The sequence below is a fragment of the Janthinobacterium sp. SUN211 genome (genome assembly GCF_030587315.1).
Classification (GTDB): domain Bacteria; phylum Pseudomonadota; class Gammaproteobacteria; order Burkholderiales; family Burkholderiaceae_D; genus Janthinobacterium; species Janthinobacterium kumbetense.
In genome coordinates, this window is record NZ_JAPWIC010000009.1 from 70,577 (window position 1) to 92,538 (window position 21,962).

The window sequence follows — 21,962 nt, forward strand, 5'->3', positions numbered from 1 at the left end:
CATTGCAGTGAGGTAGGGAGCAGAGTATGCTGGCCCTTCCACCACAACACTTCGCTAACGGACGAATCATGGATGACAAGCATCAAGCCCGCACGGCCGACATGGGACTGGCGCAACTGGCCGGCGCCATCGCCGAGCCGGCCCGCGCGCGCATGCTGTGCAGCCTGCTCGACGGCCATGCGCGCACGGCCACGGAATTGGCGGCGCTGGCCGAGGTGGGCGCTTCGACGGCCAGCGCGCATCTGAGCCGGCTGCGCGACGATGGCTTGCTGTCGATGCTGGCTCAGGGCAAGCACCGCTACTACCGCCTGGCCAGCATGGAGGTGGGCCAGGCCCTCGAAGCGCTGCTGGTGGTGGCTGGCGTGGCGGCGACGCCGTTTACGCCCACCACGCCGGACCGCCTGCGCCATGCGCGCACTTGCTACGACCACATGGCCGGCACGGTGGCCGTCGCCCTGCATGACCAGCTGCACACGCAAGGCTGGCTGCTGGACGATGGCGGAGCATATCGTTTGTCGGAAGCGGGCGCGGCTGGCATGGCGGCCCTGGGCATCGACGTGCCGCAATTGCAGCGCCAGCGCCGCCGCTTCGCCTGTGCCTGCCTGGACTGGAGCGAACGGCGCGCCCACCTGGGCGGCGCGCTGGGGGCGGCCCTGCTGCAGCTGGCCCTGCGCCAGCGCTGGGCCGAGCGCGAACTCGACAGCCGCGCCCTGCACCTCACGCCGGCCGGTGAACAGCGCCTGCTGGCCGCCTTCCGTGGCGCCTGAACGGTGCAGGATTTTGTATCTCGGAAGCAACTAGAACGCGAAAAAATGCGCTTTTATCATTGTTTTCCTTCATCATATGCTGCGCCCTTGAGCGATCATCTTTACCTTTCGGCCATGGAAAGAGACCATCTTGAAAACAGTGTCATCCAGCACGCATCCCGCCAGCACCTGCCATAACTGCCATACCGATGCGCCAGGCAACTTCTGCAGCGCCTGCGGCCAGACAACGGCCGTGCACATGCCCAGCGCGCGCGAATTCCTGCATGAATTTGTCGCCCATTATGTGGCGCTCGAAGGCAAGCTCTGGCGTACCTTGGCCCTGCTGCTGTTCCGCCCTGGCGCACTCAGCAACGAATACCTCGCGGGACGCCGCGTGCGCTACGTCGAGCCGCTGCGCGTCTACCTGACCTTCAGCATCCTGTTCTTTGCCATCCTCAAGTTCAGCAGCCCCGACATGTTCCTCACCGTCCACGACCAGCAAGCCCAGGTAGGCGCCCATGGCCCCCGCCAAGCTCCGGAAAACCAGACGTCGACCATGCAGGTCAGCATTTTGGGCCAGACGCCCACCCTGCCGCGCCAATGGCAAGACTTTGAGCAACTGCCCACGGCCGAGAAACAAAAACTCGTGGTGGAAAGCTTTTTCCATTACGCGCCGTACGCCATGTTTTGCCTGATGCCGCTGTTCGCCCTGTTCCTGAAAATCCTCTACCTGGGCAGCGGACGGCGCTATGGCGAGCATTTCCTGTTCGCCCTGCATACGAATGCCTTCGCCTTCATCACGATGGCGCTGATGCTCCTGATCCCCGTCGACCTGGTCCGCCTCGTGCTCGGCGCCTGGCTGCTGGCCTATCTGCCCTGGGCCATGTGGCGCGTGTATCCAAGCGGCAAACTCGCCACCGTCTGCCGCTGGCTGCTGCTGATGGTCGCCTACAGCCTCGCCATGAGCCTGGCGATCGTGGCCTGCATCGCCATCGGCGTGATGCTGCGGCATTAAGCTACGCCACCAAGAGGCGCTCCGGCGGTCCTGCTGCCAGCGGACGCTCCACCATTGATGCAGATCAATGACGATGGCTTGTGGCCGCTGGCACCGGGCGTGCTGGCGCACGGGCCATGCCTGCGGGCGTAGCGGCGCTGCCCTGTCCGCTTATCAGCTGAATAGCTGAATAGCTGATTGTTGCCGGGTTTGCTAGAATCGCACACGTTTCCGTCCGTATCCCAACCCCTGACTACGCACAGATCACGCATGCATCCACGTTTGTTCGCCCCATTTATCCTCGTTGCGCTGCTGAGCGGCTGCACGGTACTCGCCCTGCGCCCCAACAGCGGCGTCGAAAACCGCACATTTACCGTGCAGGAAACCCCGCGCCTGCGCATCGACGCGCCCAAGGCGCGCATCCAGAATCCCATGCCCAACGACCACTTCATCGGCATCGCCCTGTCCGGCGGAGGCAGCCGCGCAGCCAATTTCTCGGCCGCCTCGCTGGAACAGCTGGAGCAGTTCGGCCTCGTCAGCGGCGCCTCGGCCATTTCCGGCGTCTCGGGCGGCGCCATCGCGGGCGGCTACTATGCGCTGCATGGCAAGCAGACGGACTGGCCCTTGCTGCGCAGCAAGCTGAAAACGGATTTCTTTGGCCAGACCATCTTGAAACCCGCCAACCTGACGACGATGTTGTTGACGAACAAGACGCGCACCTCGTTCCTGTCCGACGTGCTGGATGATGTACTGTACGACAAGAAAACCTACCAGGACTTGCCGCACGGCGGCCCCATCTTCCTGGCCAACGCGACGGACGCCACGGATGGCGGCAAGCGCGTGGTGTTTTCCTATGAGTATTTCTACAGCACCCTGCATTCGCCGATCCAGGATATCCGTCTGGCCACGGCCGTGGCCACCTCGGCCGCCTTCCCCGGCGTGTTCGATTCCGTCACCTTCGAGCGTTTCCGTCCGAAAAACAGTTTCGTGCCGGAACTCGGTTCCGAGTCGCGCGAATCGCCGTCCTACGTGCACCTGTTCGATGGCGGCGCGGCCGACAACCTGGGCGTGGAAACCCTGTGGGACGTGGCTCTGACTCAGCTGTACGGCAACGACATGGCCGTCGTGCCGCCGCGCCTGAACAGCAAGCCCTTCATCCTCATTTCCATCGATGCCAACGCGCCCAATTCCAGCGCCGTCTTTGAAAAGATGTCGGACGAGCGCCAGCCGCTGGACCGCATTTTCAACAAGAATATCTATGATGCCGTCGACGCCCTGTTTTCGCGCCAGCGCAAGGAAAACCTCGTCAAGATGGGCTTTGGCCAAGCCCGCTTCGATACCATCACGCATGAAAACTTTGGCGACCTGAGCCAGAAATTCGTCAAGAGCAAGCGCACCTCGGCCTTTGCCATCCCCGTGCTGTGCCGCCCCCACCTGGGCCAGTACCGCTGCGAAGTCGATGCGGCCGATCCCTTGCCGGGCCAGATCCGCACGCGGCTGGAAGGCTTTGCCTGGCATATTTCCATCGACCAGATCGCCTCGCTGGCGCTGCGCCTGGCCAGCGAAGACGTGCACGTCGACAGTGCCCGCAAGGAAGAACGCGCCGCCCTCGTCAAGCTGCAACGGCTGGCCACGCAGACGAAAACCCATCTGAAGCTGACGGGCCCGGAAAATTGCAGCCCGGAAGTCTTGCAATCGGCCCTGTACAGCGCCGCGCGCGTGCTGATCCTCGACGACGAGGAATCGCGCTTCGCCCTGTGCGACTACATGCTGGCGGGCCAGCTGATCAATGACGACACCGTCTGCAAGCAGCGCTATGTCCACGCCGTGCCCCGCTTCGCCATCGAAAGCGAAGATTTGCAGTACCGCAACCTGAGTTCGGACGGCAATTCCGTGAACGTGCCGATCCGCTGCAAGAAGTGAGCGCGCACAAAAAAGCCCGCACGATCGCTCGTGCGGGCCTTAGCGCAAGGATACCTGGCGCCCGGTTGATTTAGATCAACCGACTACGCCTGCGCATGTAGCTGCGGCTTAACGCGCCTTCCAGTTCCTGCTCCGTCTTATGCTGGTTCACCGTGTACAGGGCCCACAGGGCCGCCGGCGCCCAGCCGATCACAGTGCACTGCAAGATCAAGGCGGCGACACCGGCCAGCGGGCGCCCCAGCATGAAAAACGTGAGACACGGAAGTAGCAAGGCTATCAGCAATCGCATCACGACATACTCTCCTTCAATATAGAGCAGCGGACAAGGGCCGGTATCCGGTCCGTCCCCCGCCCGCTGCGTACTGCTCCTTAATAAAGTCTGGCAAAATCGTCGCGAGCGAATGCGAGTTGCGGCCGAGAAGCGCAGCTGTGCGAATGCACAGTGAGCATCACAGGCCGCAAATCGCGGCGCGCAGCAGATTTGGCCAGACCTTTATAGATGCACGGAAATCTGGGGCATTAAGTCGTCAAAGGTGCGACCGTTGCCGTTTTCTCCGATGGCGTGCATCTTCCATTCGCCGTTATGGCGGTACAGCTTGGCCATGATCTGTGCCGTGTGGGAACCTTGCACAGACAGGTTGAAACGCGCGACTTCCTGGTTATTGCTGGCATTTAAGATGCGGCAATAGGCGTTTTCCACCTGCGAGAAGTTCTGGCCAGTAAAGCTGTTGACGGTAAAGACGAGGCTCTTCACGTGCGCCGGCACTTTCGACAGATCGACATTGATCTGTTCGTCGTCGCCATCGCCCGCGCCCGTGCGGTTGTCGCCCGTGTGGACGATGCTGCCGTCCTTGCTTTTCAGCTGGCGGAACCAGACGATGTCGGATGTGCTCTTGTTGTCGTCGAACATGACGCACGAAGCGTCCAGGTCGACGGCTTCCGTCTTCGAACCGAAACCGAGGAAACCCTTGGTCTTGGCCGCATCCCAGCCCAGGCCCATGGTGATACGGGTCAGGGTGGTACCAGCTTCTTTGTCCAGAGAAATCTTCTGGCCCTTGCTCAAATTGACAGACATACGCATAGCTCCTGTTTGGTTGGTTACTGCTTGATTACGCCGGCTTGCTTTGGGTCCAGGCGAGGAAGGCTGCGCGGTTGCGCGAGCACACGAGGATTTTTCCCGTGCCTGAAAACTTCAGCACCATGCCCTCGCCGCTGGTCTGGCTGTTGATCAGGTTACCCAGAAAGCCGCCGCTGCTGCCGGTCGTCATGGAAATTTCGTATTGCAGGCGGTTGTCCCAGCACACGACGTGCGAGTTATCGATCACCACGTCCTTGCCAGGCGTCACTTCCAGTATCGACATCGCGCCAAAACCGGATACCGCCAACTGGCCGCTGCCTGCCGTCTCGGTGATGAAAAAACCACCGCTCTGGGCAAACAGCGCATTGCCAAGGCTTTGCGTGCGCACCTTCAATTCCACGCCAGACGTGGCCGCCACGAAGGCGCCGTCGCTGATCATGTATTGCTGGGCGCCAACCTCGAGCACCCGCATCGCGCCGGGCAAGGTGGGCGACAGCAGACAATCGCCGTCACCCCGCATGGCCTCGATATGCTGCTGAAAGAACGATTCCCCGTTGGCAAAGGTGCGCATCAGTGCGGCGCCTATGCCGCCCGTCATCTTGCCTTTCAGCTCAAGATTGGTTTCCATCATCACCATCGCATTGGATTCGCAATAAATCTTCTCGCCCTTGGCAAGCGACACATGCAGGAACGGGTCGACGTCCCCGGTAATATTGAAAACTGGCATACCTATTCCTTCCTCAACGATGATGGTGATGGCGGCGGCCCGCACTGCGGACCGCCTGTACTATTTACTATTGACGACTTACACGCCGACGCCGAACGAGGCAGCTAATGGGCCTAAACCGCCCTTGTAACCCTGGCCGATGGCCTTGAATTTCCAATCGCCGCCATTGCGGTAGATTTCGCCGAAGACCATGGCCGTTTCCGCCGAACCGTCTTCCGACAGGTCGAAGCGGGCGATTTCCGTGTTGCCGTTGGCATTCACGCAACGCACGTACGCCTTCGATACCATACCAAAGTTTTGCTTGCGCGCTTCGGCATCGTGAATCGTGACGCAGACGGCGATCTTGTCGATCTCGGCTGGCACCGTGGCCAGGTCGACGACGACGGTTTCATCGTCGCCATCGCCGGCGCCGGTGGTGTTGTCGCCCGAGTGGGTAACGGAGCCGTCGCTCGATTTCAGGTTGTTGTAGAAAATCATGTCGACGTCGGCGCGAACCTTGCCGTCGGCCTTCAGCAGGAACACGGAACCGTCGATGTCGAACGCGGCGCCGTCGGTGGCGCGGGCATCCCAGCCCAGGCCGATGATCATCTTCGAAATGCCAGGGGCTTCCTTGCTCAGGTTGACGTTGCCGCCTTTTTGCAGACTGATTGCCATGATGTATTACTCCTATGTGGGTTGTGTAAGACCAAACACCTGGCGTCCTCCACCGGCCTGACTCCCCAGGCCGGCGGCGACGCTTGCTACAACTTGCCGACAAACGGGTGTAGTCGTTTGTCGCGCATTCTTTACACTGCCTTGACCGCTTCCAGCGCTTCCGTCCGGCCTTCTTCGAGGGCCATCCTGCGCTTGTAGCGGATCGACGACCACAGCGAGGCGAGGATGAAGGCCACTCCGATCAGACCCGTGAAGATCTCGGGAATGTGGAACTTCATGCTGACCAACATGATCACGGCCAGGATACCGATCGCATAGTGCGCGCCGTGCTCCAGATAAACGAACTCGTCGAGCGTGCCCTTGCGCACCAGGAACACCGTCATCGAACGCACGAACATCGCGCCGATAGCCAGGCCCAGCATGATGATCACGACATCCTTGGTGATGGCAAACGCGCCGATCACGCCGTCAAAGCTGAACGAGGCGTCGAGCACTTCCAGGTACAGGAAGCCGCCAATACCGCCGCGCTTGACGATGTCGCCCACGTTGCCGTCGCCGTTATCGCCCTCCAGCAAGCCGCTGACCACATCGACGCCCACGTAGGTCAAAATACCCCACAGACCGGCCGTCAGCACCACCAGTTTCTGGCCTTCTTCGATCATCGACAGGCTCGCCATCAGGGTGCCCAGCGCGATCATCACGGAAATCGACGAAATCTTGCCCAGCGCGCCCAGTTTTTCTTCAATACGGCCCAGCCAGTGCGTTTCCTTCTCCGAGTCCAGCAGGAAGTTCAGGAACACCAGCAGCAGGAAGATGCCGCCGAAGGCCGCCACTTCCGCATGGTGATTCGTCAGGTGCATCGAATACTGTTCAGGATTGCTCAGTGCCAGATTCCATACTTCCATCAAGCCCAGGTCGGCCGCTTGCGCCACGATGACCAGCGGGAACACCAGACGCATGCCAAAGACGGCGATGATGATGCCGACGCCCAGGAACAAGCCCTGCCAGAACTTGTCCCAGTTCTTCAGCACCGAGGCGTTGACCACCGCGTTGTCGAACGACAGCGAGACTTCCATCACGCCCAGGATCACCGCGATACCGAGCGCCGCCAGCATCGTCTGCACGCCGCCGTGCGTGTAACCCCACCAGGCGGAAATGCCCAGGCAGATAAATGTCACTAGAAATGACACTCTGAAATGTTTCATCGATAGTTCCCCTTTATCCAAATTCAATGGAACGTAGTATAGGGACGTGTGACACATTTAAAAATAGAAGATAATGGAAGTATTACTTCGTAAAAACAGAAGATAGAGGATGCAGCGATGAAAACCACCGGTTTCAATTACCGCCATTTGTACTTCTTTTGGGTGGTCGCCAAGGAAGGCGGCGTGACGCGCGCGGCTGAACGGCTGGGACTGGCCGTGCAAACCATCAGCACCCAGCTGGCCCTGCTGGAAAAGGAACTGGGCAAGTCGCTGCTGCAGCCGCAGGGGCGGCGCCTGGTGCCGACGGAAGCGGGCCGGCTGGCGCTCGGCTACGCGGACCAGATTTTCCTGCTGGGCGAGCAGATGCAGGAAGCGCTGGCCGACACCGACGCGGAAAAGATGCGCCTGACGGTGGGCATTTCCGATTCCTTGCCGAAACTGATGGCGTACCGCATGCTTGACGCCACGCGCAGCCTGGACAAGCCCGTCAAGCTGGTCTGCCTGGAAGATGAATTCGAGTCCCTGCTGGCCGACCTGGCCTTGCACAAGCTGGACCTGGTGTTGACGGACCGCGCCGTACCGGCCGGCGCCAGCCTGCGCGTGTCCAGCCACCTGTGGGGCGAGAGCGCCATGAAACTGTTCGGCATCCCCGCGCTGGCCGCCCAGTACCGCGACAATTTCCCGCACAGCCTGCACGGCGCCCCCTTTTTACTGCCCGCGCGCAACAACGCCTTGCGCGGGCGCATCGACGAATGGATGGTGCAGCAAGGCGTGCGTCCCGACGTGGTGGGCGAATTCGAGGACAACGCCATGCTCAACGCGTTCGGCCGCAAGGGCCTGGGCCTGTTCTTCGCCTCCGCCAGCCTGGCGGCCGATATCGAAGAACAATTCGGCGCCGTGCTGGTGGGCGACGCCTCGTCCCTGCGCGAGCAGTTTTACGTCATTTCCAACGAGCGCAAGATCATGCATCCTGCCCTCGACGTGATCCTCGCGGCCATCCAGGGCCAGCCGAAGATTCACAAGGAAACCTGATAAATCCATTCGAAAATAACGTTTGAATAATTAATCAAAAGCGATTGTAATGAAGCCTGAGACAAACACGCGCCCCTCCCTCGCCGGCAGGGCGCGACCACCATAAAAAAACAGGAGCGGCACCATGTCCACGGCAGGCAAGACGATCGATATTCCCGATCTCATCAACAACAACAAGATCGGTTCCTTCCAGATCGGCATGCTGATCCTGTGCGGGCTGTGCGTCATCATGGATGGCTTCGACGTGCAGGCGATGGGCTATGTGGCGCCCGCCATCATTGCCGACTGGCACGTGAGCAAGGCCAACCTGGGGCCCGTGTTCGGCGCGGGCTTGCTGGGCATGCTGGTCGGCTCGCTCGTCTTCAGCATCACGGCCGACAAGTTCGGCCGCCGTCCCGTGCTGATCGGCTCGACCATCTTCTTTTCGCTGTGCATGCTCGTCACGCCGCTGGCCACCACCATCGAACAATTGCAGCTGATCCGCTTCATCACAGGCCTGGGCCTGGGCGCCGTGATGCCGAACGCCATGGCGCTGGCCGGCGAATACAGCCCCCTGCGCAAGAAAGTCACCTTGATGATGCTCGTCTCGTGCGGCTTTACCCTGGGCGCCGTGCTCGGCGGTTTATTGTCCGCCGCGCTGATTCCCGCGTTCGGCTGGCAATCCGTGTTTTACGTGGGCGGCGTGGTGCCGCTGGTGATCGGCGTGCTGATGTTCTTCCTGCTGCCGGAATCGATGCAATTCCTGGTATTGAAGAAACGCAAGCTGGATAAAGTCGCCAAGTGGCTCAAGCGCATCGATCCGACGGTGACCATCACGGCCGAAACCCAGTATGTCGTGCATGAAAAGGAACACAAGGGCGCGCCCGTGCTGCAATTGTTTACGGGCGGCCGCGCGAAGATGACGATTTTGTTGTGGGTCATCAACTTCATGAACTTGCTGAACTTGTATTTCCTGTCGAACTGGCTGCCGACGATTGCCAGGGAAGCGGGCCTGTCGACGGCCAACGCCGTGCTGGCCGGCACGGCCCTGCAAGTGGGCGGCACCATCGGCACCCTCGTCATGGGCCAGTTGATCGACCGCTCCAGCTTCCGCCGCATCCTGCTGCCCTGCTTCCTCGTTGCCGCAGTCGCCATTGCCCTGATCGGCCGCCCGGACGTGTCGCTGGCCTTCCTGTTCATCACGATCTTCATCGCCGGCTTTTGCGTGGTGGGTGGCCAGCCGGCCGTCAACGCCCTGGCGGCCAGCTACTATCCGACCACCCTGCGCTCGACAGGCATCGGCTGGAGCCTGGGCGTGGGCCGCATCGGCTCCATCATCGGCCCCGTGCTCGGTGGCGAACTGATCCGCCTGAACTGGCCCAACAGCACGATTTTCCTCGTCGTCGCCATCCCGGCGGTGGTCTCGGCCGTCATGGTGTTTGCCATGCGCGGCGGGCCGCAAACGGCGGCCAAAGGCTGAACAAGCGTGAAAAACCTGCCGCGCCCGCCCGCCTGCACGGGCGGCGAGCGCGGCTAAATTAGGCTATGGCGCCCTTCGTCGTTTAAGATGTCGTTTTTACAGCCCATCTTCAGCGCCCCCATGCACAATGTCTTGCTAGTCCTGCTCGCCCTCTTCCTGGTCGCGCTGAACGGTTTTTTTGTTGCCGCCGAGTTTGGCATCGTCACCTTGCGGCGCACGCGCATCCGCGCCATCGCCAAGACACAGGGGCTGCGGGGCCGCATCCTGGCCAAGGTGCATGGCCAGCTGGACGCCTACCTGTCCGCCTGCCAGCTGGGCATCACCCTCGCGTCGCTGGGCCTGGGCTGGGTCGGCGAACCGGCCTTCGCCGGCTTGCTCGAGCCCCTGTTCGGCGCCATCGGCGTCACGTCGCAAGAGCTGATCCACGGCGTGTCCTTCGTCGTCGCCTTCAGCGTGATTTCCTTCCTGCACATCGTCGTAGGCGAACTGGCGCCCAAATCGATGGCCATCCGCAACCCGGAAGCCGTCGGCCTGTGGAGCGCGATTCCCCTGTACGGCTTCTACTGGACCATGTACCCGGCCATCTACCTGCTCAACGCCAGCGCCAACTGGGTGCTGCGCCTGGCGGGCCTGTCCGGCAAGGGCGGCCACGACGCCCATTATTCGTCCGAAGAACTGAAACTGATCCTGCGCACCAGCCAGCCGGGCGAGAAATTTACGCGCGACGAGCGCAACATCCTGGCGCAATCGCTTGATTTCGAACAAATGACGGTGTCGGACCTGATGCGCCCGATCAATGAAGTGATCGCCCTGCACGCTTCCAACACGCTGGAAGAAAACCTCGACACGGTGCTGCGCAACCGCTTCAGCCGCTACCCGTATTTCGACACGAATGAAGACGACGTGCTGGGCGTGGTGCACCTGAAGGACCTGTTCTTTGCCCAGCAGGCGGGCAAGCCGATCACCTCGCTCACGCCCTTCCTGCGTCCCGTCGACGTCATTTCCGCGCGCACGCCGGCGCTGGAACTGTTCCGGCGCTTCCGCGACGGCGCGCCCCACTTCGCCCTGATCGGCGAGAAGGGCAAGCGCCCGCTGGGTTTCATCACGCTGGATAACTTGCTCGGCGCCATGGTCGGCGAAATCCGCGATGAATTCCGCCGCAATGAAAACGACTGGCTCAAGCAAAGCGACGGCACCCTGATCGGCAAGGCCAGCCTGCCCATCTTTTCGCTCGAACGCATCCTCGGCATCGATATCGAAAACGAGGAACTGGGGCTGGACGACGTGGAATCGGTGGGCGGCTTGATCATGGTCAAGCTGGGAGATATTCCCAAGCAGGGCCAGCGCATCACCTTCGTCGACTTCGACATCGTCGTCAAGAAGATGAACGGGCCCCGCATCGTGCTGATCAAGGTGATCCCGAAACAGGAACGCGACCTCGATGCGGACTTGCGCGATTAATCTTTTTTCAAGGTAAGCGTGTCTTTACCCTGCGGCACGGTGGTTTCGCCCACCGTCCACGTTTGCAGCAAGCTGTACAGTACCGCCAGCAGGGTCGGGCCGATAAAGATGCCGACGAAGCCGAAGGCCAGCACGCCGCCCAGCACGCCCAGCAGCACCAGCAGGAAGGGCAAGCTGCTGCCGCGGCTGATCAGCATGGGTTTGACCACGTTGTCCACGCCGCTGATCAGCAGCGCGCCCCACACCAGCATGAAGATGCCCCAGCCCGTCTGCCCGTCGGTAAACAGCCAGATGGCGGCGCCGCCCCAGATCAGGGGCGGGCCCACGGGGATCAGCGAAAAGATGAAGGTGGCCACGCCCAGCAGCGCCACGGCCGGCACGCCGGCGATCAAAAAACCCACCACCGCCACCAGCGCTTGCGCCAGCGCCGTGCCCAGCAAGCCGTACATGACGCCGCGCACGGTGCGGCTGATGGTCAGGCCCACGCCGGGCGCGCTGTCGCCGATGATGCGGCCTGCGCCCGTCATCAGGGCGCGGCTCAGCTGCTGGCCGTCGCGGTAGAGGAAGAAGCTGACGAACACGGCCAGGCTGGTCTGCGCCAGGCCTGTGCCCAGCAGGATGCCGCCGGAAGCGAGGAAGTGGCGCGCCGGTTCCAGCATGGTCTTACCCAAATTCAATAATTCCTCGCGGTCAGCCAGCAGGCGCTGCACATAGCCGTCGATGGTTTCGCCCACCACGGGTATGCTGGCCAGCCAGGCCGGCGGATGCAGGCCGCCCGATTCCAGCGCCGCGCGCAGCTGTTCATAGATGCGCGACACATTGTCGGCCAGGTTGTAGGTGACGAGGGCCAGCGGCAGCACGATGACCAGGATCAGGGACAGGGTCATGATGGCGGCGGCCCAGTTGCGCCGGCCTTTCAGGCGTTCGAGCAGGAGCAGATACAGGGGCCAGCTGGAAATGCCCACGCAGGCGGCAAACAGCATGGCGGCGAGGAAGGGCCGCAAGACGAAAAAGCAGCCGATCAACAAAAAGATGATGGCTGCCAGACGGGCGTGGGGCTCGAAACGTTTATCCATGTACTGCGTATCCTGAAGATGGCGCCCGGGGGCGCGACCAGGTCAGGATAGCAGAAGTTTAAGATCGTGCGCGATGGCGGCCGGCTTTTCGCCGTGGCGCACGAACAGGCGGATCTTGCCTTCGCGGTCGAAGACATAGGTGCCAGCCGTGTGGTCGACCGTGTAGCTTTCGTCCGTCTCGCCCTCGACCTTGGCGTAATACACCTTGAATTCCTTGGCCACCTTGGCCGTCGCGGCCGCATCGCCATACAGGCCGACGAAACGCTTGTCGAAGGCGGGCACGTACTGCGCCAGCAATTGCTGCGTGTCGCGCTCGGGGTCGACGGTGACGAACAGCACTTGCACCTGCTCCGCCTGCGGCCCCATTTCCTGCATCACCTGGGCCATGTCGGCCATGGTGGTGGGGCACACGTCGGGACACTGCGTGTAGCCGAAGAACATCAGCACCAGCTTGCCCTTGTAGTCGGCCAGGGTGCGCGGGTGGCCCGTGTGGTCCGTCAGCACGAACTCGCGCGCATAGCCGAGGCCCGTCACGTCCGTGTTCTTGAAGGCCAGCTTGGGCGCGGCCGGCTTGCCGCAGCCGGCCAGGACGGCGACCAGGGCGGCCGCCAGCAACAGTGTCAGGATTTTTTTCATGTTCCGAGGGGAATGTAGTGGTCGACCAGCAAAGCCGCGAACAGCAAGGCCAGGTAGATGATGGAAAACGTAAAGGCCTTGCGCGCGATCAAGTCCGTGTAGTGGCGGTACATCTTCCACGCGTAATACAGGAAGCCGGCGTTGAGCACCACGGCCGAAGCCAGGTAGATCAGGCCGCTCATGCGCACGGCATACGGCAGCAAGGTGGTGGCGGCCAGCGCGATCGAGTACAGCCAGACGTGAAATTGCGTGAACTTCAAGCCGTGCGTGACGGGCAGCATGGGCAAGCCCGAGCGCGCGTAATCGTCGCGGCGGTACATGGCCAGCGCCCAGAAGTGCGGCGGCGTCCAGACAAAAATGATCAGGACCAGCAGCCACGCCTGCATCGGCACGTCGTTGGCAACGGCCGCCCAGCCCAGCGCGGGCGGCATGGCGCCGGACAGGCCGCCGATGACGATATTTTGCGGCGTGGCGGGTTTGAGCACCATGGTATAGATCAAGGCATAGCCGACAAAGGTGACAAAAGTCAGCCACATGGTCAGCGGATTGACGAGGTGGTACAGGATCGCCATGCCCAGGCCACCGATCACCAGCGCGAACACGACCGTCTGTTTCACCGTGATGTCGCCCATGGCCATGGGGCGGCGCGCCGTGCGGGCCATGCGCGCGTCGATTTCGCGCTCGGCCAGGCAATTGACGGCAAACGCGGCGCCCGCCAGCAGCCAGATGCCGATGGTGCCGAACACCACCGCGTGCCAGTCGGGCAACTCTTCGCTGGCCAGGAACATGCCGATGACGGCGCAAAACACGGCCAGCTGCGTCACGCGGGGCTTGGTCAGCGCCCAATACTGGGCGATGCGGGGGGAGGGTTTACGGCTGATGGTCTGAGTAGTCATTTATGCGGTACGGGAAGGACTGGCTGGTGCCGAGGGCACTGGCGCGGCGGCGGAAGCAGGTGTCCGCGCTACATCGAGTTGGAATTTAGCCTTGTAGTTTAACATGGTCAGCAATAACACGAGCAGCGCCGCCCCGCCGTTATGCATGACGGCAATCGACAGCGGCCAGCTCAGGTAGATGGTCGCCAGGCCCGTGGCCGCCTGCAGGGCCAGCACCAGCGCCACCCAGCGGGCCGTGCCGCGCAAGGACGGCAGTTTCCACGCGCGAAACACGGTATAGCCGATGCCGGCCAGCACGATGAAGGCGAAATTGCGGTGCACCCAGTGGATGGCCGTCAGCGCAGAAAACGGCAGGTAATGGCCGGCGGCCGTCTTGCCCAGCTCGCGCCACAAATGGAAACCATGCTCGAAATCCATCTCCGGAATCACCTTGCCGCCGCACAGGGGGAAATCCGTGCAAGCCAGGGTGGCGTAGTTGGTGCTCACCCAGCCGCCCAGCGCGATCTGCACGGTGAGCAGCACGAGCGACATGACGGCCAGCGCGCGCACGGGGCGCAGCACAGCAGCATCCGCATCGGCCCGCTTGATAGGCGCCACGGCATGGTCCTGGCGTCCGCCCAGCCACGTCAGCATGGCCAGCAAGCCCATGCCCAGCAGCAAGTGGATGGTGACGATCACCGGTTGCAGCTTCAGGGTGACGGTCCAGGCGCCGAACGCGCCCTGCAGGCAGACGAACAGGAACAGGGCCGTCGGCAGCGCGGGAGCGAATTCCTGCCGCTTGCTTTTCTTCCACTGGCGCCACGCCTGCACCATCATCGCCACGATCAAGACGCCAATGGCCATGGCCAGGTAGCGGTGCGTCATTTCGATCCACGCCTTGACCACCGTCACGGGGCCCGTCGGCATCAGGGTCTCGGCCGCCACGATGTGCTCGTGCGCGAGGAAAGGATTGGCAGAACCATAACATCCAGGCCAGTCAGGGCAGCCCAGGCCGGAATCGGACAGGCGCGTAAAACCGCCAAACATGATCAGGTCGACCGTCAGGAAGACGGCGATCCATACGAGCTTGCGGTACTTGTTGGCGTCCGCGGACACCCAGACCATGGTCAGCGGCAGCAGCGCCACCAGCAGACCAGTCAAGCCCAGCTGGGCCAGCGCGGAGAGATGCATCGTCGGCATGCGTTCCCCTCAACCGATCGCCGAAGCTTTGAGCAGCTTGGCGATGTCTTTCTTGATCTTGTTCGGATCCGCGTCCTTCGGGAAGCGCATCATCAGATTGCCCAGCGGATCGATCAAATACAGATGGTCGCTCGTCTTGCCGCCAGCTTCCACGGGCAACCAGGCTTTCAGGGCGTCGCTATTGACGCGCAGCATGCTGGTGCCGTCGAATTCGCGCATCACGAGGGTGTCGAGCGGCTGCGCATCCGTCACCAGCCAGACCCGTTCCAGGCGTTCGCGCTCCTTGCCCTGCATGAGGCGCAGTTGTTGCATGTCAAACAATTGCTTCTTGCATGTTTCCTGGCAATCGGACGGTCCCGTTTGCAACAGTACCCACTTGCCCTTGAACTGGGCCAGCGGCGCGGCCTTGCCGTCCAGTTCCGCCACCTGCAGCTGGGCTTCCGGTATCGGGTACAGACGGGGGTCGATCAGGGCGCCGTAGTTGTTGCGGCCCGTGGGCTTGATGATGTAATACGTGAAATACGAAGCGATGATGGGAAAGGCGCATACGGCCACCACAGCCAGCAGTTTCCACCGTCCTTGTACCTGCTTATTGCTGCTGTCTTGCGTTGCGTCAGGGCTGTTTGTTTGCACGTCGAAATCCTGTAAAGACAAAAAATAGAAAAGCCATCAGTGCCAGTGCATACCACTGGAATGCATAGCCGCGGTGCTTGTCGGCGCCCAGGTCCGGCGCCGGCCAGTCGCGCACGGGAAGCTGGCTGGACGCTGGCGTCGTGGCTGCCGAATCGACTGGATCAGCTGTTTGTTCAAGGATAAAAGGTTGCAAGGCCAGGCCGCTGGCTTGCGCCAGCTGGGCGATATCGGCATTTTGCACGATGGCGTGCGGCGCCAGGGCCGGCGCCGTGCCCAGCTCCATCACATGGCCCGCATTCAGGCGCGCGATGCCGGAAATGGTGACGGTGCCCGTGGGCGTGGCGTAGTCGGGGATGCGCGTGCGCTCGGCATTGTTGCGCGGCAACCAGCCCTGTGCCACCAGCACGTGCATGGGGGAACCGTCGATCTGGAACGGCGTGAGCACGTGAAAGCCCGCTTGCCCCTTATAGGGGCGGTTGTCCAGGTACACCGTCCAGGCGGGAAGAAAATGGCCCGTGACGGTGACCCTGCGGTATTCGATCGCTTGCGCGTCGACCGGCAACAGGGGCGCGGCCGTCAAGGACAGCGGCGCGGCCACGTTGCCCGCTTCCAGGCGGGCGGCGCGGGCGACTTTCTCATCGCCACGGCGCTGCTGCCATTGCGCCAGGGATACGCCCAGCGCCACCAGTAGCAGCATTACAACAAATGGAATCCATCTAAAATGGAAGCGGATACGCATTACAATGAAACCTCCTCAAGCCTGGCGCTACCATCCATGAAAATCCTCGTTGCCATTGCCTTCATCCTGATCCTGGGCAGCCTGGGCTCGGCCCTGTTCTTCCTCATGCGCGACAAGGGCAAGAGCAACCGCACCGTGCAGGCGCTGGCTCTGCGCGTGGGCTTGTCGATCACCCTGTTTTTGCTGATCCTGCTGGCGCACAAGCTCGGCTACATCCAGCCGACGGGCATACATTAAGAACGCCTATCAAAACCTACTGCGCGTCGTAATTTACGGCCTGCGATGCTCACTGTACCTTCGTACAGTTGCGCTTCTCGACCACAACTTCCTTCCGCTCGCTACGGTTTTGTTAGGCGTTGTAAGTCTTTTCTTGCCTGATTGGCAAATTCTTCACACTAAGAAAAAAGCCGTACCCAGGATGTCCCGGTACGGCTTTTTTTATGGTGCCGGCGCGCCTAACAACCACGCGCGCCCTGCCCCGCCATTATAACCAATACACGACCACGTACAGGCCCAGCCAGACGACGTCGACAAAGTGCCAGTACCAGGCGGCACCTTCGAAGCCGAAGTGGTGCTCGGGCGTGAAGTGGCCTTTCAGCACGCGGTACAGGATGACGGACAGCATGATGGCGCCCAGGGTCACGTGGAAGCCGTGGAAACCCGTCAGCATGAAGAAGGTGGCGCCGTAGATGCCCGACGTCAATTTCAAGTTCAGTTCGCTGTAAGCGTGGATGTATTCATACACCTGGAAGCCCATGAAGATGGCGCCCAGCACGATGGTGGCAAACAGGAACAGGGCCGTCATGGCGCGGTGGCCGGCGCGCAGCGCGTGGTGCGAGATGGTCAGGGTGACACCCGACGTCAGCAGCAAGGCCGTATTGATGGTTGGAATCCAGAACGGCGTCATGGTGGTGAATTCCTGCACCGTGCCGGCCGGGCCCGTATTGCCCCAGTGGGCGGCGAAATCAGGCCAGATCACCTTGTGGTCGAGGTCGGCCAACCATGGCATGGAAATACTGCGCGCATAGAACAGGGCGCCGAAGAAGGCGGCGAAGAACATGACTTCCGAAAAGATGAACCAGCTCATGCTCCAGCGGAAGGAGTGATCGATGCGCTCGCTGTACAAGCCCTGCTCCGATTCGCTGATGGCGTCGCCGAACCAGAAATACAGCACCAGCAGGATGCCGGCGATGCCCAGGTAATTCACGTACGGGCCCCAGGAGACGTCGTTGACCCAGGCCGAGGCGCCGATCATGGTCAGCAGCAGGCTGGCGCCGCCCAGCATGGGCCAGCGCGACGGGCCGGGCACGAAATAATAGGGTACGGCGGCGTGGTTGGAACTCATCATCATCTCCTCAAAAACTTATAGGGTGGTTTTTTATAATTTATAAAACGACGAATTTAACAATTGAAATCAAGATGCCGATCAGGCAAGCCACCACCAGGAAGCCGGCGATGACGATGTGCACGGGATTGAGCTTGGCCGAATCCGTGTCGAAATCGCTCTTGCGGCGCAGACCCGTGAATGACCACACGACGGCCCGCAGCGAATACAGGAACGACGCTTTTTCCGGTTTGGCGGATTCGCCCATGGCACTCTCCTATTGGACGGCCGGCGTCTGAGCCTGGCTCAGACCGGCAATCTCGAAAAACGTGTACGACAGGGTGATGGTCTTGACCTCTTTCGGCAGGGCCGGATCGAGGAAGAACACCACCGGCATCTGCCGCGCTTCCTTCGGCTTCAAGGTCTGCTGCTTGAAGCAGAAGCACTCGACCTTCTTGAAATGCGGCGTGGCGCTCTGCGGCGCGTAACTGGGGATGGCTTGCGCATTGACGACGCGGTCTTGCGTGTTGACCACTTCATACATGACGGTCACCAGCTCGCCCGGATGCACTTGCATGCTCGACACGGTCGGGCGGAAGCGCCATGGCCCCTGCGCATTGCCATCGAACTCGACGGTGATGCTGCGCGTCGTGTCGACTTGCGTATTGTTGTCGTACGCCACCGTGCCATCTTTTTGCGTCAGCACGTTGATGCCCATCACTTCGCAAATCTGCTTGTAGACGGGAATCAGGGCATAGCCGAAGCCAAACATCAGCACGGCAATGACGAGCAGCTTGCCCAGCATCTTGCGGTTCAGGCCGCGTGTTTCCTGTTGGTGGGGCGTCGTCACGACAGCCACAGCCGCTTGGCGAAGACGGACAGGAAGAAGAAGGCCGCCAGGGCCCCCAGTATCAGTCCCGTACGCAGGTTGTTCGGTTTCTTGCGCTCAGTTTTCACTTCGGTCATGGCAGGCACTCTATTCAAAGGGGCCGGCAGCGGCGCCGGCCCGTGACACTGGCATTACTTGCGGATGACTACTTGACGGTAGGCGGCGTTTCAAACGTGTGGAAAGGCGCCGGGCTCGGCACGGTCCATTCCAGGCCTTCCGCGCCTTCCCATGGTTTCGCTGGCGCAGCCTTGCCGCCGCGGATGGTCGGCAAGACAACGAAGAACAGGAAGTACACCTGCATCAGGCCAAAACCGAAGCCGCCGATCGAGGCGATCATGTTGAAGTCGGTGAACTGCGCCGGATAGTCGGCGTAGCGGCGCGGCATGCCGGCCAGGCCCAGGAAGTGCATCGGGAAGAAGGTCACGTTGAACGTGATCAGCGACAGCCAGAAGTGGATCTTGCCGCGCGTCTCGTTGTACATATGGCCCGTCCATTTCGGCGACCAGTAGTAGAAGCCGGCGAACAGGGCAAACAGCGAACCGGCCACCAGCACGTAGTGGAAATGCGCCACCACATAATAGGTATCCTGCAGCTGGATGTCGATCGGCGTCACGGCCAGGATCAGGCCCGTGAAGCCGCCCATGGTAAACACGAAGATGAAGCCCACCGAAAACAGCATCGGCGTCTCGAACGTCATGGAACCCTTCCACATCGTGGCGATCCAGTTGAACACTTTCACGCCCGTCGGCACGGCGATCAGCATGGTCGCGTACATGAAGAACAGCTGGCTCGTCACCGGCATGCCGGTAGTAAACATGTGGTGCGCCCAGACGATGAAGGACAGGATCGCGATGGAAGCCGTGGCGTACACCATCGACGCGTAGCCGAACAGGGGCTTGCGGGCAAACGCGGGCAGGATCTGCGAGACGATGCCGAAAGCCGGCAGAATCATGATGTAGACCTCGGGATGGCCGAAGAACCAGAAGATGTGCTGGTACATGACGGGATCGCCGCCGCCTGCCGCGTTAAAGAAGGACGTGCCGAAATGGCGGTCCGTCAGGGTCATGGTAATGGCGCCAGCCAGCACCGGCATGACGGCGATCAACAGATACGCGGTAATCAGCCAGGTCCAGCAGAACATCGGCATTTTCATCAGGGTCATGCCAGGGGCGCGCATGTTCAGGATGGTAACGATGATGTTGATCGAACCCATGATGGACGAGGCGCCCATCAGATGCATGGCAAAAATGGCCATGTCCATGCCAGGGCCCATCTGCGTCGACAGCGGCGCATACAGGGTCCAGCCGGCGGCGGTGGCGCCGCCCGGCACGAGGAAGGACGTGGCCAGCAGCAGCGCAGCCGGTGGCAGCAGCCAGAACGAGAAGTTGTTCATGCGGGCAAACGCCATGTCGGATGCTCCCACTTGCAGCGGGATCATCCAGTTGGCGTAGCCGACGAAGGCCGGCATGATGGCGCCAAACACCATCACCAGGCCGTGCATGGTGGTCAGTTGATTAAAAAATTCTGGGTGGAAAAATTGCAAGCCTGGGTGAAACAGTTCCGTACGGATCATCAGGGCCAGCACGCCGCCCGACAGCAGCATGATGAACGAAAACCACAGGTACAAGGTACCGATATCCTTGTGGTTGGTGGCAAACAGCCAGCGGCGGTAGCCGGTCGGGTGATCGTGGGCATGGTCGTGATCGGCGTGGTCCAAGGTACTCGTGCTCGTGCTAGTACTCATCTGCGGCTCCTAATTACTTGCGTGCAGCCACGACTTCGGCTGGTTGAACGATGTTCTCTGCGGCCTTGTTCGACCAGGTATTGCGCGTGTAAGTGATCACTGCGGCAATTTCCGTGTCGGACAGCTGTTTCCATGCTGGCATTTCAGCGGGATACTTGCCGCTCTTTTGCCCGTTCAGCAAGACGTGGATCTGATCCGCTTTCGGACCGTTCACCACGGCCGAGCCATCCAGCGGTGCAAACGCACCGGGTACGCCCTTGCCTGTCGCCTGGTGGCAGACCACGCAGTTGGCCGCATACACTTTCTCGCCCTTGACCTTCAATTCGTCGATGGTCCACACCTTGCTTGGATCATCAGCCAATGCGGCCATTTCCTTTTGTTTTACATCAACCCAGGCCTTGTAATCATCTGCCGAGACGACCTTGACGACGATGGGCATGAATGCATGTTCCTTGCCGCACAGTTCGGCGCAATTGCCGCGGAAGGTGCCGATATGGTCAGCCTTGAACCAGGTGTCGCGCACGAAACCGGGAATCGCATCCTGTTTCACGCCAAAGGCGGGCACGGACCAGGCGTGGATGACGTCGTTGGCCGTCAGCACCACGCGGATCTTCTTGTTGACCGGCACGACGACTTCATTGTCGACTTCGATCAGGTAGTTTTCGCCCCGTTTTTCCGTCGGCGGCGCGCCCGGCGCACCCACTTGCGAACGCGGCGTGGCCAGGTTGGAAAGGAAGGAAATGCCTTCGCCCTCGCCTTTCAGGTAGTCATAGCCCCATTTCCACTGCATGCCGGTGGCCTTGATGGTGATGTCGGCGTTCGACGTGTCCTTCATGCCGACGACGGTGCGCGTGGCAGGCAGGGCCATGCCGATGACGATCAGGAAAGGCACGACGGTCCAGGCGATCTCGACGGTGGTGCTTTCGTGGAAAGTGGCCGGTTTGTGGCCCAGGGACTTGCGGTGCTTGAAGATGGAATAAAACATGACGCCGAACACGGCCACGAAGATCACCAGGCAGATGATCATCATCAGGGTGTGCAAATCGTAGATTTCATGGGCGATCTGTGTCGCCGGCGGTTGCAGATTCATTTCGAACGGCACGGGACCGCCGGTGCCGGGATAGGTGCTGGCAGCCGGTGCCGCCGTGGCCCATCGCCCGATGCCAAACGCTGTCAAAGACAGCCCGAGCAGCAACGATTGAAGTCGCTTTGCATGTGTCATGTTTTCCCCAACCACCCAAAAATAATGATATTTTAAACGGCTGCGGACTTCTCCGTACTGGACCGCTGCCGCTCCTCCATGAAAGCAACACGGCCGGAATGCGGCCATGTGCGTCAAGCACCAGCGAATTCCATGCTGGCTGCGGCAGCAAAAACGGCGGCGCGCAACCATGCTGGAACCCTGTTTTTCTTCCCCACACTGAAATGGCCTCGTGTGGAAGATGGTTACTATACTAATGCAGTAACTTCGAATTAGTCTTGCTTTGTTTTTTTTATTTTGTATGCAGCCCTTGTTTTTTCTACTTAACAAGCTGACAAACAATCAACGATTATAATCAAGTAAACT

The 21,962-nt window shown here is 61.0% G+C and carries 24 protein-coding genes; 7 read left to right on the forward strand and 17 right to left on the reverse strand.

Annotated features, from left to right (window positions below; genetic code table 11):
- Nucleotides 1-68: 68 nt before the first annotated feature.
- From O3301_RS24495 to O3301_RS24505, 3 genes are all read left to right on the forward strand, one after another.
- Nucleotides 69-767, forward strand: a complete 699-nt coding sequence (locus O3301_RS24495) for a helix-turn-helix transcriptional regulator (protein WP_305057753.1) — start codon at nt 69-71, stop codon at nt 765-767.
- A 139-nt stretch (nt 768-906) separates the two neighbouring features.
- Nucleotides 907-1,761 (forward strand): DUF3667 domain-containing protein, encoded by an 855-nt coding sequence (locus tag O3301_RS24500; RefSeq protein WP_305057820.1) that lies wholly within the window; start codon nt 907-909, stop codon nt 1,759-1,761.
- Between the two features lie 249 nt (nt 1,762-2,010).
- Nucleotides 2,011-3,663, forward strand: a complete 1,653-nt coding sequence (locus O3301_RS24505; protein ID WP_099665450.1) for a patatin-like phospholipase family protein — start codon at nt 2,011-2,013, stop codon at nt 3,661-3,663.
- 70 nt (nt 3,664-3,733) lie between these two features.
- On the opposite strand, the gene O3301_RS24510 is transcribed toward O3301_RS24505, so the two are convergent.
- The 5 genes from O3301_RS24510 to O3301_RS24530 form a co-directional block, all read right to left on the reverse strand.
- Complete coding sequence (locus tag O3301_RS24510; RefSeq protein WP_369812239.1) at nt 3,734-3,907, reverse strand: YqaE/Pmp3 family membrane protein; 174 nt, start codon at nt 3,905-3,907, stop codon at nt 3,734-3,736.
- Between the two features lie 249 nt (nt 3,908-4,156).
- The gene (locus tag O3301_RS24515; RefSeq protein ID WP_099665451.1) at nt 4,157-4,738 is read right to left on the reverse strand and encodes a TerD family protein; all 582 of its coding nucleotides are present in this window, start codon (nt 4,736-4,738) and stop codon (nt 4,157-4,159) included.
- A 34-nt stretch (nt 4,739-4,772) separates the two neighbouring features.
- Nucleotides 4,773-5,468, reverse strand: a complete 696-nt coding sequence (locus O3301_RS24520; RefSeq protein WP_251351058.1) for a TIGR00266 family protein — start codon at nt 5,466-5,468, stop codon at nt 4,773-4,775.
- A 78-nt stretch (nt 5,469-5,546) separates the two neighbouring features.
- A complete protein-coding gene (locus O3301_RS24525; RefSeq protein WP_070222543.1) occupies nt 5,547-6,122 on the reverse strand; it encodes a TerD family protein in 576 nt (191 codons plus the stop codon).
- 131 nt (nt 6,123-6,253) lie between these two features.
- A complete protein-coding gene (locus O3301_RS24530; protein WP_076568380.1) occupies nt 6,254-7,327 on the reverse strand; it encodes a DUF475 domain-containing protein in 1,074 nt (357 codons plus the stop codon).
- Nucleotides 7,328-7,444: 117 nt separating this feature from the next.
- Here O3301_RS24530 and nhaR point away from each other — a divergent pair, with 117 nt between their 5' ends.
- The 3 genes from nhaR to O3301_RS24545 all read left to right on the forward strand — a co-directional run bounded on the left by nhaR (nt 7,445) and on the right by O3301_RS24545 (nt 11,279).
- Complete coding sequence (nhaR, locus tag O3301_RS24535; protein ID WP_289919597.1) at nt 7,445-8,359, forward strand: transcriptional activator NhaR; 915 nt, start codon at nt 7,445-7,447, stop codon at nt 8,357-8,359.
- Between the two features lie 124 nt (nt 8,360-8,483).
- Nucleotides 8,484-9,818 (forward strand): MFS transporter, encoded by a 1,335-nt coding sequence (locus O3301_RS24540; RefSeq protein WP_305057754.1) that lies wholly within the window; start codon nt 8,484-8,486, stop codon nt 9,816-9,818.
- A gap of 120 nt (nt 9,819-9,938) precedes the next feature.
- The gene (locus O3301_RS24545) at nt 9,939-11,279 is read left to right on the forward strand and encodes a hemolysin family protein (RefSeq protein ID WP_099668233.1); all 1,341 of its coding nucleotides are present in this window, start codon (nt 9,939-9,941) and stop codon (nt 11,277-11,279) included.
- On the opposite strand, the gene O3301_RS24550 is transcribed toward O3301_RS24545, so the two are convergent.
- From O3301_RS24550 to O3301_RS24575, 6 genes are read right to left on the reverse strand one after another with little or no spacing between them, the layout of a single operon-like run.
- On the reverse strand, nt 11,276-12,355 hold the full coding sequence (locus O3301_RS24550) for an AI-2E family transporter (RefSeq protein ID WP_099665455.1): 1,080 nt from the start codon (nt 12,353-12,355) through the stop codon (nt 11,276-11,278). The genes O3301_RS24545 and O3301_RS24550 overlap by 4 nt on opposite strands.
- A 42-nt stretch (nt 12,356-12,397) precedes the next feature.
- A complete protein-coding gene (locus O3301_RS24555) occupies nt 12,398-12,991 on the reverse strand; it encodes an SCO family protein (RefSeq protein ID WP_305057755.1) in 594 nt (197 codons plus the stop codon).
- The gene (cyoE, locus tag O3301_RS24560) at nt 12,988-13,887 is read right to left on the reverse strand and encodes a heme o synthase (protein ID WP_070258805.1); all 900 of its coding nucleotides are present in this window, start codon (nt 13,885-13,887) and stop codon (nt 12,988-12,990) included. Before cyoE ends, O3301_RS24555 begins: the two co-directional genes overlap by 4 nt.
- Entirely contained in the window at nt 13,888-15,057 is a 1,170-nt protein-coding gene (locus O3301_RS24565) for a heme A synthase (RefSeq protein ID WP_305057821.1), read from the reverse strand.
- Between the two features lie 18 nt (nt 15,058-15,075).
- Nucleotides 15,076-15,699, reverse strand: coding sequence for a cytochrome C oxidase subunit I (locus O3301_RS24570; protein WP_289913636.1), 624 nt, complete (start codon nt 15,697-15,699; stop codon nt 15,076-15,078).
- The gene (locus O3301_RS24575) at nt 15,680-16,438 is read right to left on the reverse strand and encodes an SURF1 family protein (RefSeq protein WP_305057756.1); all 759 of its coding nucleotides are present in this window, start codon (nt 16,436-16,438) and stop codon (nt 15,680-15,682) included. The genes O3301_RS24570 and O3301_RS24575 overlap by 20 nt, the downstream gene beginning before the upstream one ends.
- A 36-nt stretch (nt 16,439-16,474) precedes the next feature.
- Between O3301_RS24575 and O3301_RS24580 the strand changes: the two genes are divergently transcribed.
- Entirely contained in the window at nt 16,475-16,675 is a 201-nt protein-coding gene (locus tag O3301_RS24580; RefSeq protein WP_034748996.1) for a twin transmembrane helix small protein, read from the forward strand.
- 247 nt (nt 16,676-16,922) lie between these two features.
- On the opposite strand, the gene O3301_RS24585 is transcribed toward O3301_RS24580, so the two are convergent.
- The 6 genes from O3301_RS24585 to coxB all read right to left on the reverse strand — a co-directional run bounded on the left by O3301_RS24585 (nt 16,923) and on the right by coxB (nt 21,617).
- Complete coding sequence (locus tag O3301_RS24585) at nt 16,923-17,783, reverse strand: cytochrome c oxidase subunit 3 (RefSeq protein WP_099665459.1); 861 nt, start codon at nt 17,781-17,783, stop codon at nt 16,923-16,925.
- A 40-nt stretch (nt 17,784-17,823) separates the two neighbouring features.
- Nucleotides 17,824-18,030 (reverse strand): DUF2970 domain-containing protein, encoded by a 207-nt coding sequence (locus O3301_RS24590; protein WP_077399736.1) that lies wholly within the window; start codon nt 18,028-18,030, stop codon nt 17,824-17,826.
- Nucleotides 18,031-18,039: 9 nt separating this feature from the next.
- Nucleotides 18,040-18,612, reverse strand: coding sequence for a cytochrome c oxidase assembly protein (locus O3301_RS24595; protein WP_099668235.1), 573 nt, complete (start codon nt 18,610-18,612; stop codon nt 18,040-18,042).
- A complete protein-coding gene (locus O3301_RS24600) occupies nt 18,609-18,728 on the reverse strand; it encodes a cytochrome oxidase small assembly protein (protein ID WP_218965284.1) in 120 nt (39 codons plus the stop codon). Before O3301_RS24600 ends, O3301_RS24595 begins: the two co-directional genes overlap by 4 nt.
- 68 nt (nt 18,729-18,796) lie before the next feature.
- Nucleotides 18,797-20,395 carry a cytochrome c oxidase subunit I gene (gene ctaD / locus O3301_RS24605; RefSeq protein ID WP_099665460.1) on the reverse strand — a complete coding sequence of 533 codons (1,599 nt, stop codon included), beginning with the start codon at nt 20,393-20,395 and terminating at the stop codon, nt 18,797-18,799.
- A gap of 13 nt (nt 20,396-20,408) precedes the next feature.
- Nucleotides 20,409-21,617, reverse strand: coding sequence for a cytochrome c oxidase subunit II (coxB, locus tag O3301_RS24610; RefSeq protein ID WP_099665461.1), 1,209 nt, complete (start codon nt 21,615-21,617; stop codon nt 20,409-20,411).
- Between the last annotated feature and the right edge of the window lie 345 nt (nt 21,618-21,962).

Bases quoted from the DNA above. Each gene is read 5' to 3' on its own strand.
- O3301_RS24495 (WP_305057753.1), top strand. From the start codon at position 69: ATGGATGACAAGCATCAAGCCCGCACGGCCGACATGGGACTGGCGCAA.
- O3301_RS24505 (WP_099665450.1), top strand. From the start codon at position 2,011: ATGCATCCACGTTTGTTCGCCCCATTTATCCTCGTTGCGCTGCTGAGC.
- O3301_RS24510 (WP_369812239.1), bottom strand. From the start codon at position 3,907: ATGCTGGGGCGCCCGCTGGCCGGTGTCGCCGCCTTGATCTTGCAGTGC.
- O3301_RS24515 (WP_099665451.1), bottom strand. From the start codon at position 4,738: ATGTCTGTCAATTTGAGCAAGGGCCAGAAGATTTCTCTGGACAAAGAA.
- O3301_RS24520 (WP_251351058.1), bottom strand. From the start codon at position 5,468: ATGCCAGTTTTCAATATTACCGGGGACGTCGACCCGTTCCTGCATGTG.
- O3301_RS24525 (WP_070222543.1), bottom strand. From the start codon at position 6,122: ATGGCAATCAGTCTGCAAAAAGGCGGCAACGTCAACCTGAGCAAGGAA.
- O3301_RS24530 (WP_076568380.1), bottom strand. From the start codon at position 7,327: ATGAAACATTTCAGAGTGTCATTTCTAGTGACATTTATCTGCCTGGGC.
- nhaR (WP_289919597.1), top strand. From the start codon at position 7,445: ATGAAAACCACCGGTTTCAATTACCGCCATTTGTACTTCTTTTGGGTG.
- O3301_RS24540 (WP_305057754.1), top strand. From the start codon at position 8,484: ATGTCCACGGCAGGCAAGACGATCGATATTCCCGATCTCATCAACAAC.
- O3301_RS24545 (WP_099668233.1), top strand. From the start codon at position 9,939: ATGCACAATGTCTTGCTAGTCCTGCTCGCCCTCTTCCTGGTCGCGCTG.
- O3301_RS24550 (WP_099665455.1), bottom strand. From the start codon at position 12,355: ATGGATAAACGTTTCGAGCCCCACGCCCGTCTGGCAGCCATCATCTTT.
- O3301_RS24555 (WP_305057755.1), bottom strand. From the start codon at position 12,991: ATGAAAAAAATCCTGACACTGTTGCTGGCGGCCGCCCTGGTCGCCGTC.
- cyoE (WP_070258805.1), bottom strand. From the start codon at position 13,887: ATGACTACTCAGACCATCAGCCGTAAACCCTCCCCCCGCATCGCCCAG.
- O3301_RS24565 (WP_305057821.1), bottom strand. From the start codon at position 15,057: ATGCATCTCTCCGCGCTGGCCCAGCTGGGCTTGACTGGTCTGCTGGTG.
- O3301_RS24575 (WP_305057756.1), bottom strand. From the start codon at position 16,438: ATGCGTATCCGCTTCCATTTTAGATGGATTCCATTTGTTGTAATGCTG.
- O3301_RS24580 (WP_034748996.1), top strand. From the start codon at position 16,475: ATGAAAATCCTCGTTGCCATTGCCTTCATCCTGATCCTGGGCAGCCTG.
- O3301_RS24585 (WP_099665459.1), bottom strand. From the start codon at position 17,783: ATGAGTTCCAACCACGCCGCCGTACCCTATTATTTCGTGCCCGGCCCG.
- O3301_RS24590 (WP_077399736.1), bottom strand. From the start codon at position 18,030: ATGGGCGAATCCGCCAAACCGGAAAAAGCGTCGTTCCTGTATTCGCTG.
- O3301_RS24600 (WP_218965284.1), bottom strand. From the start codon at position 18,728: ATGACCGAAGTGAAAACTGAGCGCAAGAAACCGAACAACCTGCGTACG.
- ctaD (WP_099665460.1), bottom strand. From the start codon at position 20,395: ATGAGTACTAGCACGAGCACGAGTACCTTGGACCACGCCGATCACGAC.
- coxB (WP_099665461.1), bottom strand. From the start codon at position 21,617: ATGACACATGCAAAGCGACTTCAATCGTTGCTGCTCGGGCTGTCTTTG.